Origin of the sequence: Methylobacillus sp. (assembly GCF_036844465.1) — a bacterium.
Taxonomy (GTDB): Bacteria; Pseudomonadota; Gammaproteobacteria; order Burkholderiales; family Methylophilaceae; genus Methylobacillus.
The window spans coordinates 142,252-157,247 of record NZ_DAIUFW010000007.1; the positions used below are offsets into that span (position 1 = coordinate 142,252).

Genomic DNA, 14,996 nt, shown 5'->3' on the forward strand with positions numbered 1-14,996 from the left:
CCCAAAGGCCGGGTAGCCAAGGCAAAATCAAGCTATCTGCCGCCCCTCCCAGTCCCTGTCCGGCACGGGCCATCAATATCTACTTTGTTCTCTCTCCATTTGCATATAAAATAGGCAGCTTTCCCATGTCATTGATACGGTTATAGTCAGGTGCAGATCGGTCCTTACAAGCTGAAGAACAATCTGGTAGTCGCCCCGATGGCGGGCGTAACCGACCGTCCTTTCCGTGTACTGTGCAAGCGTATGGGCGCGGGCCTTGCAGTGAGCGAAATGGTGACGTCCAACTCCCTGCTCTATGGCAGCGCCAAGACCTTGCGCCGCGCCAACCATGAAGGCGAGGTCGACCCGATCTCGGTACAGATCGCAGGCGCCGACCCCAAGATGATGGCGGAAGCCGCCAAGCACAACGTAGACAATGGCGCCCAGATCATCGATATCAACATGGGGTGCCCCGCGAAGAAAATCTGCAATGTCATGGCTGGTTCCGCGCTACTCAAGGACGAACCTCTGGTATCGCAAATCCTCAAGGCCGTGGTCAATGCCGTGGATGTGCCGGTCACCCTGAAAATCCGCACCGGATGGGACAAGAACAACCGCAATGCTGTCGCTGTCGCCAGAATGGCGGAAGATATTGGCGTGCAGGCGTTGGCCATGCATGGCCGCACCCGGGCCTGCCTGTATATGGGCGATGCAGAATATGACACGATTGCCGCTGTCAAACAGGCGATCAACATTCCATTAATTGCCAATGGCGACATTACCACGCCGGAAAAAGCCAGGTTCGTGCTTGATTACACCAAGGCCGATGCCGTGATGATCGGCCGCGCCGCCCAAGGCCGCCCTTGGATATTCCGTGAGACCGAGCATTTCCTGCAAACTGGCGAGCACCTGCCTGCGCCTGCCGTGGAGGAAATTCACCAGGTCATGCTGGAGCATATCCACGACCTATACAATTTCTACGGCGAACTCACCGGCATGCGCGTCGCGCGCAAACACATTTCCTGGTACACCAAGGGGCTGGTTGGTTCCGCCAACTTCCGCCACCACATGAACCAGCTGCAGACCGTGGAAGAGCAACTGCAATCCATCAACGATTTCTTCGGCGAGCTCAAGCAGCGTAACGAACGCCTGCAATACGAACCAGACACCGCCGAAAGTAACAACGAGGTCCTGGCTGCATAATGAGTAGCCAACAGGATCTCACCAGCTGCGTGCGCGCGGCCTTGGACGAATATTTCAAGGATCTCGACGGACAGCCACCCCATGCCGTGTACGACATGGTGCTGCAATGTGTGGAAAAACCCTTGCTTGAATATGTACTGAACCGTGCTGGCGGCAACCAGAGCAAAGCTGCTGAAATTCTCGGTCTCAACCGCAACACCCTGCGCAAGAAACTGCAGCAGCACAACCTCCAATAACCCCTTCTCTTCAGAGTTTTCATTATGGCTGTGATCAAACGAGCGCTTATCAGTGTTTCCGATAAAACCGGTATTCTTGAATTTGCCCAGGCACTGGCTGGTTTCGGTGTAGAAATTCTTTCCACCGGCGGCACGGCCAAGCTGTTCCGCGACAACGGCATTGCCGTGATTGAAGTCAGCGACTACACCGGATTCCCGGAAATGCTGGATGGCCGGGTCAAGACCCTGCATCCCAAGGTGCATGGTGGTCTGCTGGGCCGTCGCGACCTGTCCGAGCATGTGGCTGCGATGCAAACTGCGGGCATTCCGAATATCGACATGATCGTAGTCAATCTCTATCCCTTCGAGGCGACTGTGGCACGTCCTGACGCCACGCTGGAAGACGCCATTGAGAACATCGACATCGGCGGCCCGGCCATGGTGCGCTCCGCCGCCAAGAACTGGCAGGACGTCGCTGTGCTCACCGATGCTTCGCAATATGAAGAAGTCCTGGCCGAAATGCGCAGCACCAACGGCGCCACCAGCAGAGCGACTCGTTTCGCCCTGTCCGTGGCAGCATTCAATCGCGTCAGCAACTATGACGGCGCAATCAGCGATTACCTGTCTTCCTTCAATGCCGATGGCACCCGCAACGAATTTCCAGGTCAGCTCAATGGTCGCCTGGTCAAGGTGCAAGATCTGCGCTATGGCGAAAACCCGCACCAGACCGCTGCATTCTACCGTGACCTCTATCCTGCGCCAGGCTCGCTGGTAACTGCCCAACAATTACAAGGCAAGGAGCTGTCGTACAACAACATCGCCGATGCCGACGCAGCATGGGAATGTGTCAAGAGTTTTGACGGCACTGCCTGCGTTATCGTCAAGCATGCCAATCCTTGCGGCGTGGCCACAGGAGAAAACCCGCTGGAAGCCTACCAAAAAGCCTTTCAGACTGACCCAACCTCTGCATTCGGCGGCATTATCGCTTTCAATCAAACCCTGGATGGCACCGCTGCCGAAGCCGTTTCCAAACAGTTTGTCGAAGTCCTGATTGCCCCTGGCTACACCGACGAAGCCCTGGAAATTTTCAAGGCCAAGACCAATGTGCGCATGCTCAAGATCGCCCTGCCTGCTGGTGGCGACAGCGCCTGGAGCCATGGTCGCAACTCGCACGACACCAAACGGGTAAGTTCCGGCGTGCTGATCCAGACCGCGGATAACCATGAAATCAATGTTGCCGACATCAAGGTCGTCACCAAGAAGCAGCCAACGCCCGAACAACTGGAAGACCTGTTGTTCGCTTGGCGCGTGGCCAAATACGTCAAATCCAATGCCATCGTCTTCTGCGGCAACGGCATGACCCTGGGCGTGGGCGCAGGCCAAATGAGTCGAGTGGACAGCACCAAAATTGCTGCAATCAAGGCACAGAGTGCCGGGTTGCCCCTGCAAGGCTCTGCCGTCGCCTCCGATGCTTTCTTCCCGTTCCGCGATGGCGTGGATGTGCTGGCAGCAGCTGGCGCCAGCTGCGTGATCCAGCCGGGTGGCAGTATTCGCGATGATGAGGTGATTGCGGCGGCGGATGAGCACGGATTAGTGATGGTATTCACCAACATCCGCCACTTCCGCCATTGAAAAATAGAACAGCCCCTTGCTAGCGGCGTTGCGGCTCCTTGCCGTACGCATATGTACTGTCTGCGTCGCCGCGTCTTGCTATCAAGGACCTGTTCTATTTTTAACCCGCAGCGTGAATAAAAAATTTACCTCCGGTATAAAATACGGGCTTCTCTGCCCAGTTGTATTTAAAGGATAACGATGAAAATTTTGGTAATCGGCGGCGGCGGACGTGAGCACGCACTGGCATGGAAGCTTGCGCAGAGCGAGCGGATCAGCCGCGTATTTGTGGCGCCAGGCAATGCAGGCACCGCGCTTGACCCCGATATGGTCAACGTGCCCATCACCAAGGTCTCCGAACTGGTCGAGTTTGCGCAGCAAGAGCAGATCGGCCTCACCGTCGTCGGTCCCGAAGCGCCACTGTCGCAAGGCGTGGTCGATGCGTTCCGCGCCGCGGGCCTGAAGATTTTCGGCCCTACCCAGGCTGCCGCGCAACTGGAAAGCTCCAAGGACTTCGCCAAAGCGTTCATGATACGCCACAATATCCCGACCGCAGCTTACGCCACCTTCACCGACGCCGATGCCGCGCATGACTATATAAAGCAGCAAGGTGCGCCCATTGTAATCAAGGCCGATGGCCTGGCTGCTGGCAAGGGCGTTGTTGTCGCCATGAACGAAGACGAAGCGCATGCGGCGATTGACGCCATGCTTGCCGACAACAAACTGGGTGCTGCTGGCGCGCGCGTGGTGATCGAGGAATTCCTCACCGGCGAGGAAGCCAGCTTCATTGTCATGGTCGATGGCAAGCATGTCCTGCCGCTTGCCACCAGCCAGGACCACAAGCGTCTGCTGGATGGAGACCAAGGCCCGAACACCGGCGGCATGGGCGCATACTCCCCCGCTCCCGTCGTCACGCCGGACATCCACGCCAAGGTCATGCGCGAAATTATCGACCCTACCGTGGCAGGCATGGCAAAAGACGGTATCCCCTATACCGGCTTTCTCTATGCTGGCCTTATGATCGGCGAGGATGGCAGCGTCAAGACGCTGGAATTCAATTGCCGCATGGGCGACCCGGAAACACAGCCCATCATGCTGCGCCTCAAGAGCGACCTGGTTGGTCTGGTAGAGCATGCTATCAACGGCTCACTGAATGAAGCCCAGGCTGACTGGGACCGCCGTAGCGCGCTGGGCGTGGTGCTGGCATCCGCCAACTACCCCGACACTCCACGTCTCGGCGATGAAATCACCGGCCTGCCCAAGGAACTGGAAGATGCGCATGTATTCCATGCCGGCACCACCATGAAAGATGGCAAGGTCGTCACCAGTGGCGGCCGCGTATTATGTGTGGCGGCGCTGGGCGAAACGGTCAAGTATGCACAGTCGCAAGCATACCGGATCGCCGAAGGTATCCATTTCGACGGTATGCAGTTCCGTACCGACATCGGCTACCGCGCCGTCAAATCCTGACAAGAAACATTTACGATTACTATGCAAGACCGCGCACTACAGGCTTTTTTGCGTAGCGGCGGTGTCATTGCCTATCCAACCGAGTCCTGCTTCGGGCTCGGTTGCGACCCGACCAATCCCCATGCATTGAAACGATTATTGCGTATCAAAGGCCGCCCGCAGCGCAAAGGGCTGATCGTGATCGCCCATCGTTTTGCGCAATTAACAAAACTCATCGCACCGGTCACGCCAGAGCAGAAACAACGCATGTTCACCCGCTGGCCCGGCCCCCATACTTGGCTGGTGCCTGCCTCGACACGCGCTCCTGCCTTGCTCAGAGGTAAGCATACCTCGCTGGCTGTCCGGGTGACAGCCAATCCATTTGCATCCAGGCTATGCCGCAATGCGGGCATGGCGCTGGTTTCCACCAGCGCCAACCACAATGGACGGGTACCCGCTAAAACCACGCGCGAATGCTATCGCCTGTTCGGCTCTCGTGTCCGGGTGCTACCCGGTAGAACCGGCGGCGCGAGCAAACCTTCTACCATACAGGATTTGCGTACCGGTAAAATCCTGCGCCCTTAACCCAGACCATCCATTTTAAGATCATCTGTTCATCATATATTTGTCTTACTCCTGGAGAGCTTCATGAACCCAAATGCAATCTTCGATTATCTTCAAGGCCTGCAAACCCGCATTGTGGAAGCCGTTGAGCTGGTAGATGGCAAGCGTTTCCTGCACGATAGCTGGCAGCGAGCGGAAGGCGGCGGCGGTACTTCCTGCATGCTGGAGGAAGGGAATGTATTTGAACGCGCAGGGATAGGCTTCTCACACGTCAAAGGCACCAAGCTGCCGCCCTCTGCCAGCGTCGCCCACCCGGAAGCCGCAGGCCGCAGTTGGCAGGCCATGGGCGTCTCGCTGGTATTCCACCCGCGCAATCCCTATGTCCCCACTGTGCATATGAACGTGCGCTTCTTTGTCGCGGAAAAAAGCGGCGAGGAGCCAATCTGGTGGTTTGGCGGCGGCATGGACCTCACGCCTTATTATGGCTTCGAGGATGATGCCATACATTTTCATCGCACCTGCCGCGAGGCTGTGCAACCATTTGGCGAGCAGTATTACCCGCAGTTCAAAAAAGAGTGCGACGAATATTTCTATCTCAAGCACCGTCAGGAAGCACGCGGCGTCGGTGGCATTTTCTTTGACGACTTCAGCGAGCTGGGTTTCGAGCAAAGCTTTGCCTTCCAGCGCAGCGTGGGGGATGCCTTCATCAACGCCTACCTGCCGATCGTGCAGCGGCGCAAGGATACGCCATACGGCGAACGCGAGCGTGATTTCCAGGCCTACCGCCGCGGACGCTATGTCGAGTTCAACCTGATCTACGACCGCGGCACCATTTTTGGGCTGCAATCCAACGGACGTACCGAATCCATCCTGTTGTCCATGCCGCCCATCGTCAAATGGCGCTACGACTGGAAGCCAGAAACAGGTTCGCCGGAAGCCAGGCTATACAGCGACTTCATTACCGGGCGTGATTGGCTAGGAAAATAACCACAAGATCAAGAACAAGTGCAGTGATACCAAGTATGGGTTTGACGCTGGTTTCCCCGCCTAGCTGCGCCGGTAGCGCAAATCTGGCTGGATTAAGCGCTTGCGTTTGTTTGAGCGCAGCGAGTTCAGCAAGCGCCCAGACAGATTGAGCAACGCAGGGTACCGGGAGCTCAGCTCCCGGCGTAGACTCCGGGGTTGCCTTTGCTTTGGTTACTTTTATTTGGCGAAGCAAATGAAAGTGACTCGCTGGCAAGCGAAAAGCACTCTCCCTCCAGCGTCAACAAGAATGATTTACCCCAATCACCTCCATACGCTGGTTTTTAATCTCCCCTACTATTGCAATAAAACTGAAACCTGCTAAAACCTCCTTCTTTCATGCATACTGGCAAACCAACAAGAGAAAACTAAACACAAGGGAATCCCATGCTTGCCCAGCTCTTCCGCACCAAGCCCATTGAGAAACACGGACAGTGTGGCCTGAAGAAGTGCTTATCTGCTTTTGATCTCGCTCTGCTTGGCATAGGCTGCGCCATCGGCACGGGAATTTTCGTGCTCACGGGCATTGCCGCTGCAGTATATTCGGGTCCAGCCGTGGTGATTTCCTTCATCATCGCCGGTCTGGCTGCTGCATTCGCCGGCTTTGCCTATGCCGAACTGGCTTCCTCCATTGGCGGCTCCGGCAGCGCCTATGGCTATAGTTACGTTGCATTCGGTGAATTCATTGCCTGGGTGATCGCATGGATATTGCTGCTGGAATATGGCGTGGGCGCCGCAGCAGTCGCCAACGGCTGGTCGGGTTATTTCATCAATACCCTGGCCAATTTTGGCATCACCATCCCCGATATCTGGACCAAGGCGCCCAGCCAGGGTGGCCTCATCAACCTGCCTGCCTTCGGCATTATCTGGCTACTGGTTTTTGTGCTGATCAGCGGCGTCAAGCAAAGCTCTACCGTCAACAACATTATCGTGGCGATCAAGCTCAGTACCATCGTTATTTTCCTTGCCATCGCTATCGGCCACATCAACACCAATAACTGGCACCCCTTCATACCGTTCGGCTGGTTCTCAAGCCAAGCGGACGGCAACAATATCGGCATACTGGCTGGCGCTTCCCTGGTATTTTTTGCCTATTTCGGTTTTGATGCTGTCTCCACTGCTGCCGATGAAGCACGCAATCCCCAGCGCGACCTGCCGATCGGCCTGATTGCTTCCGTCACCTTCTGCACTATTATCTACATCCTGGTTTCCGGCGTGCTGACCGGTGTGTTGCACTATAGTGATCTCAATGTCTCTTCCCCGGTCGCCTATGCCTTGAGCCAACTGGGTTATGCATGGTCATCCACATTGGTGGCGACTGGCGTATTGGCAGGGTTGATTACAGTATTGCTGGTATTGCTCTACGGCCTCACCCGCATCCTCTATGCCATGAGCCGTGATGGCCTCATCCCCGTGGCATTCTCCAAGGTCAATCCTGAACGGCAATCGCCTACCACAGTCATCCTGTTCTGCGGCAGCATCATTTCCATCGTCGCAGGCTTCTTTCCGCTCGGCACCTTGGCAGAAACCGTCAATATCGGCACCCTCGCCAGTTTCGTCATGGTCTGCGTCGGCGTCATCGTCCTGCGCGTGCGGCAACCTGACCTGCCGCGCCCGTTCAAAAATCCAGGCGGCCCGGTGATCCCGTTGCTGGGCATTGTGTCATGCAGCGCGCTGATGGCCTTCCTGCCTGCAGAAACCTGGCACCGCTTCCTGGTCTGGGTCAGTATCGGCATTGCGGTATATTTCGTGTATTCCATGCATCACAGCAAACTCAAACACCCATAACACCAATACATTCCAGAAAAGAAAAAACCAGCCGGATTGCGGCTGGTTTTCCAAAATACGCCGGATGGCAATTTCAAATATGCTTTACAGCGTCAATATCCACTGCACAATCACCTTGATATCTTCATCCTTGACCTGAGGACTGTTCGGCCCCATGGGTACCGGCCCCCAAACGCCGCTGGTACCATTCTTTACCCGGCCTACCAGCTTGGCTTCAGCACCTGCCTCACCACGGTATTTGGCGGCAATATCACGCAACGCCGGGCCAATCACTTTCTCCTTGATGGTATGACATGCCAGGCAACCGTTCTTCTGCGCCAGCGATTCTGCTGCCTTGGCATCCACCGCAGCCGCCTGCCCAGCCATCAGCAGGCAACCGACTGCTGCCAATGTGCTTATGATTGTTTTCATTTCCCCTCCTTGGGAGCTTTGCTACTCCCCCAATAAGTGCCACTACAATCTTGCTTCATGCCGGCCTGTCCATCAGGCCGTCCTGAGATACGCTATAAACCTTCCGTGCTGTATTGCACATGCAAAGTATGCGAAGTACCAGGTGCGACTGTTACCACATTTTCCCTGACATTCGAGCTTTCGACACAGACCATGTGCCGCCAGCCGTAATGACTGCCCAGATCGCCGATTTCAGCAGCCTTGCGTTCCCAAGGGTTCCATATCACGGTGGAATGGCTACCGGATTTCTCGATCACAATCCGACGGCGCAGGCCCGGATCTTCCAGCACACAGGTCGCCGTCGTGTTGAGATAAACACGGTCCACCTCGTCATTGAACGTGACTTCACCGGATTGCCGCTTGAGCGCATAATCCTCGACCTTGTCTTCATATTCCGTCTGATCCAGACCCAGAATCTTGACCACTTCGATATCGCTGACATTGAAGTAGGTATGCAAGGCTTCGCCGATGGTAAAGGGCTTGTCGCCATGATTGGCAGTAGTAAGCGACATTTTGAGCACAGGCCCGATATTGACCGTCAACGTCAGGTCGCACTCATAAGGCCACTGGCTTTTTACCTGGCTGTTGCCTACCAGCCTCAGGACAAGGCTGGTCGTATTGTCCGGCTCGGGCTTGGCATCCACAATCTCCCACTGCACCACGCGCGCAAAACCGTGCGGACACAAGGTTTCATCCGTGGGGTGAGGGCCAAACCACGGCCAGCAGACAGGCACGCCACCGCGAATGGAACGGCCTGCAACGAAACGCGCCTGGTCGGAGAGCCACAACACGGGGGCCTCCGCATGGCGAGGCTGCCATTGCATGACATGCCCGCCCTGCAAAGCCACCTTGGCAGTGGCATGGGGATTTTCCACCTCCAGTGTCACTAGGCCATTCAGGTCTGCGGAAAAATGGATTTTATGCCCTACCCCGTATTGGGCATTCAACTCATGTAATGATTGCATACGCTTTATTCAATCTAACTTATCGATTCTTTTTATAGTGTGTGATTGCGCAGCCAGTTTATTTCTCAATCTGGCTCACATCGCGCACTGCCCCTCTGGCAGCAGAGGTACTCATGGCAGCATACGCTCGTAATGCAACGGATACATGACGCTCACGGTTGACCGGCTTCCACGCATCTTTGCCACGTGCTTCCATGGCAGCACGGCGATGGGCCAGCACTTCATCCTTGACCGCCAGGTGGATGGTGCGGTTGGGGATGTCGATCTCGATAGTGTCATTTTCTTCAACCAGGCCGATGGCACCGCCTTCGGCAGCTTCTGGAGAAGCATGGCCGATGCTCAAGCCGGACGTGCCTCCGGAGAAACGGCCATCAGTCAGCAGCGCACAATCCTTGCCCAAGCCTTTGGATTTCAGATAACTGGTCGGATAGAGCATTTCCTGCATGCCAGGGCCGCCGCGCGGACCTTCATAGCGGATGATGACGATATCACCTGCCTCGATCTTGTCGGCCAGAATGCCGGCTACTGCATCGTCCTGACTTTCAAAGATACGCGCGCGGCCTGTGAATTTGAGAATGCTGTCGTCCACACCAGCCGTCTTCACGATGCAGCCGTCCAGCGCGATATTGCCGTACAGCACGGCCAAGCCGCCATCCTGCGAATAGGCATGTTCCTTGTCGCGGATGCAGCCTTCCTTGCGGTCGGTATCCAGCTCCGGCCAGAGCATGGACTGGCTGAACGCGATAGTGGTCGGGATGCCGCCAGGCGCGGCGCGATAGAATTTCTTCACGTCCTCGTCGGTGGTAGTCATGATGTCCCACTTGTCCAGCGCATCCCCCAAGGTGGGACTATGTACCGTGGGCGTATTACGGTGGATCAGTCCGGCGCGGCTCAGTTCGGCGAGAATGCCCATCACGCCGCCTGCGCGGTGCACATCTTCCATGTGATATTTGGCCGTGGCAGGCGCGACCTTGCTCACGCAAGGCACGCCGCGCGAGATGCGGTCGATGTCCGCCATGGTGAAATCCACCTTGGCTTCATGCGCCGCTGCCAAGAGGTGCAGCACGGTGTTGGTCGAACCGCCCATCGCTACATCCAGGCTCATGGCGTTCTCGAAGGCATGCAGGTTGGCGATGCTGCGCGGCAGCACGCTTTCGTCATCCTGCTCGTAATAGCGCTTGGTGATTTCCACGATCAGGCGGCCCGCCTTGAGGAACAGCTCCTTGCGTGCCGCATGGGTGGCCAAGGTGGATCCATTGCCAGGCAGGCTCAAGCCCAACGCCTCGGTCAGGCAGTTCATGGAGTTGGCTGTAAACATGCCGGAACAGGAGCCGCAGGTCGGGCAGGCGGAACGCTCGATCGCATCGGACTCTTCATCGGAGACATTGCTGTCCGCCGCGGCCACCATCGCATCGACGAGGTCCAGCTTGTGCATATGCCCTTGCCAGTTGACCTTGCCGGCTTCCATTGGTCCACCTGAAACGAACACCACCGGAATATTCAGGCGCAAGGCCGCCATCAGCATGCCAGGAGTGATCTTGTCGCAATTGGAAATGCACACCAGCGCATCCGCGCAGTGAGCATTCACCATATACTCCACGGCATCTGCAATCAGGTCACGACTGGGCAGGCTGTACAGCATGCCGCTGTGGCCCATAGCGATGCCATCGTCCACGGCAATCGTATTGAATTCCTTGGCTACACCGCCTGCACGCTCAATCTCACGCGCGACAAGCTGCCCCATATCCTTCAGATGCACGTGTCCCGGCACAAATTGAGTAAAAGAGTTGGCAACAGCGATAATTGGCTTCTGAAAATCTTCCTCCTTCATCCCGGTGGCACGCCAGAGCGCACGCGCGCCTGCCATATTGCGGCCATGGGTGGAGGTCTTGGAGCGATATTGCGGCATAATATCCCTAAACTAAACGTATATAATTGACCGATTTTACTCCAATCCCAGGTGCAATCCCAATGCTTGTTCACCCACAATTCGATCCTGTCGCCATCCACCTCGGCTCATTTGGCATTCACTGGTACGGCCTGATGTACCTGATCGGATTCATGGCATTCCTGCTGCTGGGCCGCTGGCGCATTGCCAACCAGCCCTGGCAAGGCTGGTCGCCAAAAATGCTGGACGACGCCCTGTTCTATGGCGCGCTCGGTGTCATCCTCGGCGGCAGATTGGGTTATGCATTGTTCTACCAGCATGAGTATTACCTGGCCCATCCCCACGAAATACTCTATCTCTGGCAAGGCGGCATGTCCTTCCATGGCGGTTTCATCGGCGTCATGGTCGCCATGTGGCTATTCGCTCGCAGTCGCGGTCTCACCTTCCTCGGCATCATGGATTTCGTTGCCCCATTGGTGCCTATTGGCCTCGGTGCCGGACGCATGGGCAACTTCATCAATGGCGAGCTCTGGGGCCGCGCCAGCGATATGCCATGGGCCATGGTGTTCCCGCAGGTGGACGACATTGCGCGCCATCCTTCGCAGCTTTACGAATTCCTGCTCGAAGGCGTTGTCCTCTTCATTCTATTGTGGTGGTACTCCAGCAAACCACGCGCAAGGGGCACGGTGTCAGCCCTGTTCCTGATCGGCTACGGCAGTTTCCGCTTCCTGGTGGAATTCACGCGAGAGCCGGACAGCTTCCTTGGCCTACTATCGCTGGGATTAAGCATGGGGCAATGGCTGAGCTTGCCTATGGTGATTGCGGGAGTGTGGCTGATGGTGACAAGCCTGCGCCGCACAGCACACTCCAGTCATTAAAAGCGATCAACACAGATTACCGGAGTTAAAAGCTCCGGAATACTGACAATCTGCTATTGATAATTTCAACTCAATCACCATATTTCCTACAGCAAGCCCCATACAACTGTACCCCAAAAATTTCCCCGGTTCTGTATCTGGTTTCCTTCTGTTCGTTTCCTTACGATTGCTGTAATCGTCATTGTGTATTCACAGCGCTGGTTTGCCTTCGCGGCAACCAGCCTGTTTTTGAACAATCAAGGAATATATGTCGCAACCCAAAGCCGCTATCAAGCCTTACCACCACCCTGCCGCTGGCTGGGGTGCATTGAAGCAAGTTGCCGCGCAGCTCGCGCTGCAGAAGATCCCCGTGAAGGGCGTCATGACCTTGCTTTCGCAGAACCAGCCTGACGGCTTCGACTGCCCGGGTTGTGCCTGGCCGGACAAGGAGCACACTTCCACCTTCGAATTCTGCGAGAACGGCGTCAAGGCCGTGGCGGCTGAAGCAACCGCCAAGCGGGTGCCGCCGGAGTTCTTCGCCAAGCACACAGTTACCGAGCTGATGGAGTGGAGCGATTTCGACTTGGAAAACGAGGGCCGCCTCACCCACCCGATGCGCTACAACCCCACGACTGACAAGTACGAGGAAATTTCCTGGGACGGCGCTTTCGAGCTGATGGCCCAGCACCTGAATGCGCTGGACGACCCCAATGAGGCGATTTTCTATACTTCCGGCCGTGCCAGCAACGAGGCTGCATTCCTCTATCAGTTATTCGTGCGCGAATTCGGCACCAACAACTTCCCTGACTGCTCCAACCTGTGCCACGAATCCACCAGCATGGCGCTGCCGCCTACCGTGGGTATCGGCAAGGGCTCAGTGACATTGCATGATTTCGAGCATGCCGATACCTTCCTGATTTTCGGCCAGAACCCTGCCACCAACCACCCGCGCATGCTGGGCGAGTTGCGCGAAGCGGCTAAGCGCGGCGCACGCATCGTGGCGATCAACCCTTTGAAGGAACGCGGCCTGGAGCGCTTTGCCGACCCACAAAGCCCGTTCGACATGCTGTCGTTCAAAGGCAGCAAGATCAGCGACCTGTTCATCCAGCCCAAGCTAGGGGGCGACCTGGCGTTGCTCAAAGGCATGATCAAGTTCGTCATCCAGTGGGACGACGAGGCGATCAAAAATGGCAGCGAGCGTGTGGTGGATGTGGAATTCATTGAGCAGCACACCAACGGCTTCGAGAAAATTGCCGATGATGCGCGGCGTGAAAGCTGGGACGTGATCCTGGAAGAATCCGGCGTACCATTGGAGCAGATCGAGGAAATCGCCCGCATCTACGCCACTGGCGACCGCGTGATCTCCACCTGGGGCATGGGCCTCACCCAGCACAAGCATTCCGTGCAAACCATCCAGATGCTGGTCAACCTGATGCTGTTGCGCGGCAATATCGGCAAGGAAGGCGCAGGCCTCTGTCCCGTGCGCGGCCACAGCAACGTGCAGGGTAACCGCACGGTGGGCATCTACGAAAAAATGCCGGTGGAGTTCCTTGAAAGCCTGGAAAGGGTCTTTGACATCAAAGTGCCAAGGGAAGAGGGTTATGATGCCGTCGCCGCGATTCAGGCGATGATAGACGGCAAGGCCAAGTTCTTCTTTGCGCTTGGGGGAAACTTCTCCATCGCCACTCCCGATACCGACCGTACCTGGGAAGGTTTGCGCAATTGCGACCTGACCGCCCACGTCACCACCAAGCTCAACCGCAGCCACCTGGTTCACGGCAAGGAAGCCTTGATATTGCCATGCCTGGGCCGCACCGAGATCGACACCCAGGAAACCGGCCCCCAAGGCGTGACGGTGGAAGATTCCATGAGCATGGTGCACATCTCCTACGGCATGAACAAACCAGCCTCGCCGCACCTGTTGTCCGAGCCCGCCATTGTGGCGCGCATGGCGCATGCAGCGCTCAAGGGCAGCAAGACACCATGGCTGGAATACATCAAGGATTACAGCAAGATCCGCGATGTCATCGAGCAGACCATGCCGCACCTGTTCGAGAACTACAACGAACGCATCAAGCATCCAGGCGGCTTCCGCCTGCCGGTACCCTCCACTGACCGTGTCTGGAAGACCGCTTCCGGCAAGGCGGAATTCAGCCTGCTGGCAATCCCGCGCAACTCGCCTATCCATCAGGCACGCGAACAATATGGCGATCAGTTGTTTGTATTGATGACCACCCGTTCGCACGACCAATACAACACCACCATCTACGGCATGGATGACCGTTACCGCGGCGTGTTCGGCCAGCGCCGCGTGGTGTTCATGAACCCGGCAGATATATCCCGCATGGGACTCAAGGCCGGAGATTGGGTCAATCTGGTCAGCGTCTGGCAGGATGGCATCACCCGTCGCGCCGACAATTTCCTGGTCGTGTCCTATGACATCCCGGCAGGTTGCCTTGGTGGCTATTACCCGGAAACCAATAATCTGGTACCGCTGGAAAGTGTTGCCGACATGTCTCACACACCGACCTCCAAATCCATCCCGGTATTGATCGAGAAAGTCAGCGCCGCTAAGGTATCCCATGCTGCATGAACATGAAATGCCTGAGCAGGCAACCAGCGACTTTGCCTCTGATCATGCTCAGCTTGATCAGAGTGCTGTTTTGATGATGGGCATCCTGGAGTTGCTGCACGCCGAACAGGAGGCAGGCCGCGCGCGCATGCCGCTGGCAGCTATCTGCAAACGGCTGGGAATACGCATGAGCACGTTGCAACGTCTCATGACAGCCTTGAGCGAGCAGGAACTGGTTGAGGTTTCCACTGAAAAGGAACGCTTGCTCGCCGCCTTGACCCCAAATGGCGAGGAAATCTCCCGGGCATTGCAGGCCGCCTAGCACGCATCAGCCAGATTTTTAGAACTCACTACAAAATGCCGGATGTAATCTGGCATTTTTTTACCTTTACTCTTGTAAATGCTGGCGCGACTATCGTTATATTCAGTCTC

General features: G+C 56.4%; 13 protein-coding genes. 10 read left to right on the forward strand and 3 right to left on the reverse strand.

Going from position 1 to position 14,996, the window contains the following annotated elements; translation table 11 throughout:
- The first annotated feature begins 150 nt into the window (after positions 1-150).
- From dusB to V7Z75_RS10780, 7 genes are all read left to right on the forward strand, one after another.
- Entirely contained in the window at positions 151-1,182 is a 1,032-nt protein-coding gene (gene dusB / locus V7Z75_RS10750) for a tRNA dihydrouridine synthase DusB (protein ID WP_334108662.1), read from the forward strand.
- The gene (locus tag V7Z75_RS10755; RefSeq protein ID WP_334108664.1) at positions 1,182-1,418 is read left to right on the forward strand and encodes a Fis family transcriptional regulator; all 237 of its coding nucleotides are present in this window, start codon (positions 1,182-1,184) and stop codon (positions 1,416-1,418) included. The genes dusB and V7Z75_RS10755 overlap by 1 nt, the downstream gene beginning before the upstream one ends.
- A gap of 24 nt (positions 1,419-1,442) precedes the next feature.
- Complete coding sequence (purH, locus tag V7Z75_RS10760; protein ID WP_334108666.1) at positions 1,443-3,029, forward strand: bifunctional phosphoribosylaminoimidazolecarboxamide formyltransferase/IMP cyclohydrolase; 1,587 nt, start codon at positions 1,443-1,445, stop codon at positions 3,027-3,029.
- Between the two features lie 180 nt (positions 3,030-3,209).
- Positions 3,210-4,478, forward strand: coding sequence for a phosphoribosylamine--glycine ligase (gene purD, locus V7Z75_RS10765; protein ID WP_334108668.1), 1,269 nt, complete (start codon positions 3,210-3,212; stop codon positions 4,476-4,478).
- A gap of 21 nt (positions 4,479-4,499) precedes the next feature.
- A complete protein-coding gene (locus V7Z75_RS10770) occupies positions 4,500-5,042 on the forward strand; it encodes an L-threonylcarbamoyladenylate synthase (RefSeq protein ID WP_334108669.1) in 543 nt (180 codons plus the stop codon).
- 63 nt (positions 5,043-5,105) lie between these two features.
- Positions 5,106-6,008: an oxygen-dependent coproporphyrinogen oxidase gene (gene hemF, locus V7Z75_RS10775; protein WP_334108671.1), complete on the forward strand. Its 903-nt coding sequence runs from the start codon at positions 5,106-5,108 to the stop codon at positions 6,006-6,008.
- A gap of 423 nt (positions 6,009-6,431) precedes the next feature.
- Positions 6,432-7,832 (forward strand): APC family permease, encoded by a 1,401-nt coding sequence (locus V7Z75_RS10780; RefSeq protein ID WP_334108673.1) that lies wholly within the window; start codon positions 6,432-6,434, stop codon positions 7,830-7,832.
- A gap of 84 nt (positions 7,833-7,916) precedes the next feature.
- On the opposite strand, the gene V7Z75_RS10785 is transcribed toward V7Z75_RS10780, so the two are convergent.
- The 3 genes from V7Z75_RS10785 to ilvD all read right to left on the reverse strand — a co-directional run bounded on the left by V7Z75_RS10785 (position 7,917) and on the right by ilvD (position 11,156).
- Positions 7,917-8,243 (reverse strand): c-type cytochrome, encoded by a 327-nt coding sequence (locus V7Z75_RS10785; RefSeq protein WP_334108674.1) that lies wholly within the window; start codon positions 8,241-8,243, stop codon positions 7,917-7,919.
- 92 nt (positions 8,244-8,335) lie between these two features.
- Entirely contained in the window at positions 8,336-9,247 is a 912-nt protein-coding gene (locus tag V7Z75_RS10790; protein WP_334108676.1) for a D-hexose-6-phosphate mutarotase, read from the reverse strand.
- A 58-nt stretch (positions 9,248-9,305) separates the two neighbouring features.
- A complete protein-coding gene (gene ilvD, locus V7Z75_RS10795; protein WP_334108677.1) occupies positions 9,306-11,156 on the reverse strand; it encodes a dihydroxy-acid dehydratase in 1,851 nt (616 codons plus the stop codon).
- 62 nt (positions 11,157-11,218) lie between these two features.
- Between ilvD and lgt the strand changes: the two genes are divergently transcribed.
- The 3 genes from lgt to V7Z75_RS10810 all read left to right on the forward strand — a co-directional run bounded on the left by lgt (position 11,219) and on the right by V7Z75_RS10810 (position 14,886).
- Complete coding sequence (gene lgt, locus V7Z75_RS10800) at positions 11,219-12,013, forward strand: prolipoprotein diacylglyceryl transferase (protein WP_334108679.1); 795 nt, start codon at positions 11,219-11,221, stop codon at positions 12,011-12,013.
- A 247-nt stretch (positions 12,014-12,260) separates the two neighbouring features.
- A complete protein-coding gene (locus V7Z75_RS10805; protein ID WP_334108681.1) occupies positions 12,261-14,585 on the forward strand; it encodes an FdhF/YdeP family oxidoreductase in 2,325 nt (774 codons plus the stop codon).
- Positions 14,575-14,886 (forward strand): helix-turn-helix domain-containing protein, encoded by a 312-nt coding sequence (locus V7Z75_RS10810; RefSeq protein WP_334108682.1) that lies wholly within the window; start codon positions 14,575-14,577, stop codon positions 14,884-14,886. Before V7Z75_RS10805 ends, V7Z75_RS10810 begins: the two co-directional genes overlap by 11 nt.
- Positions 14,887-14,996: the final 110 nt, after the last annotated feature.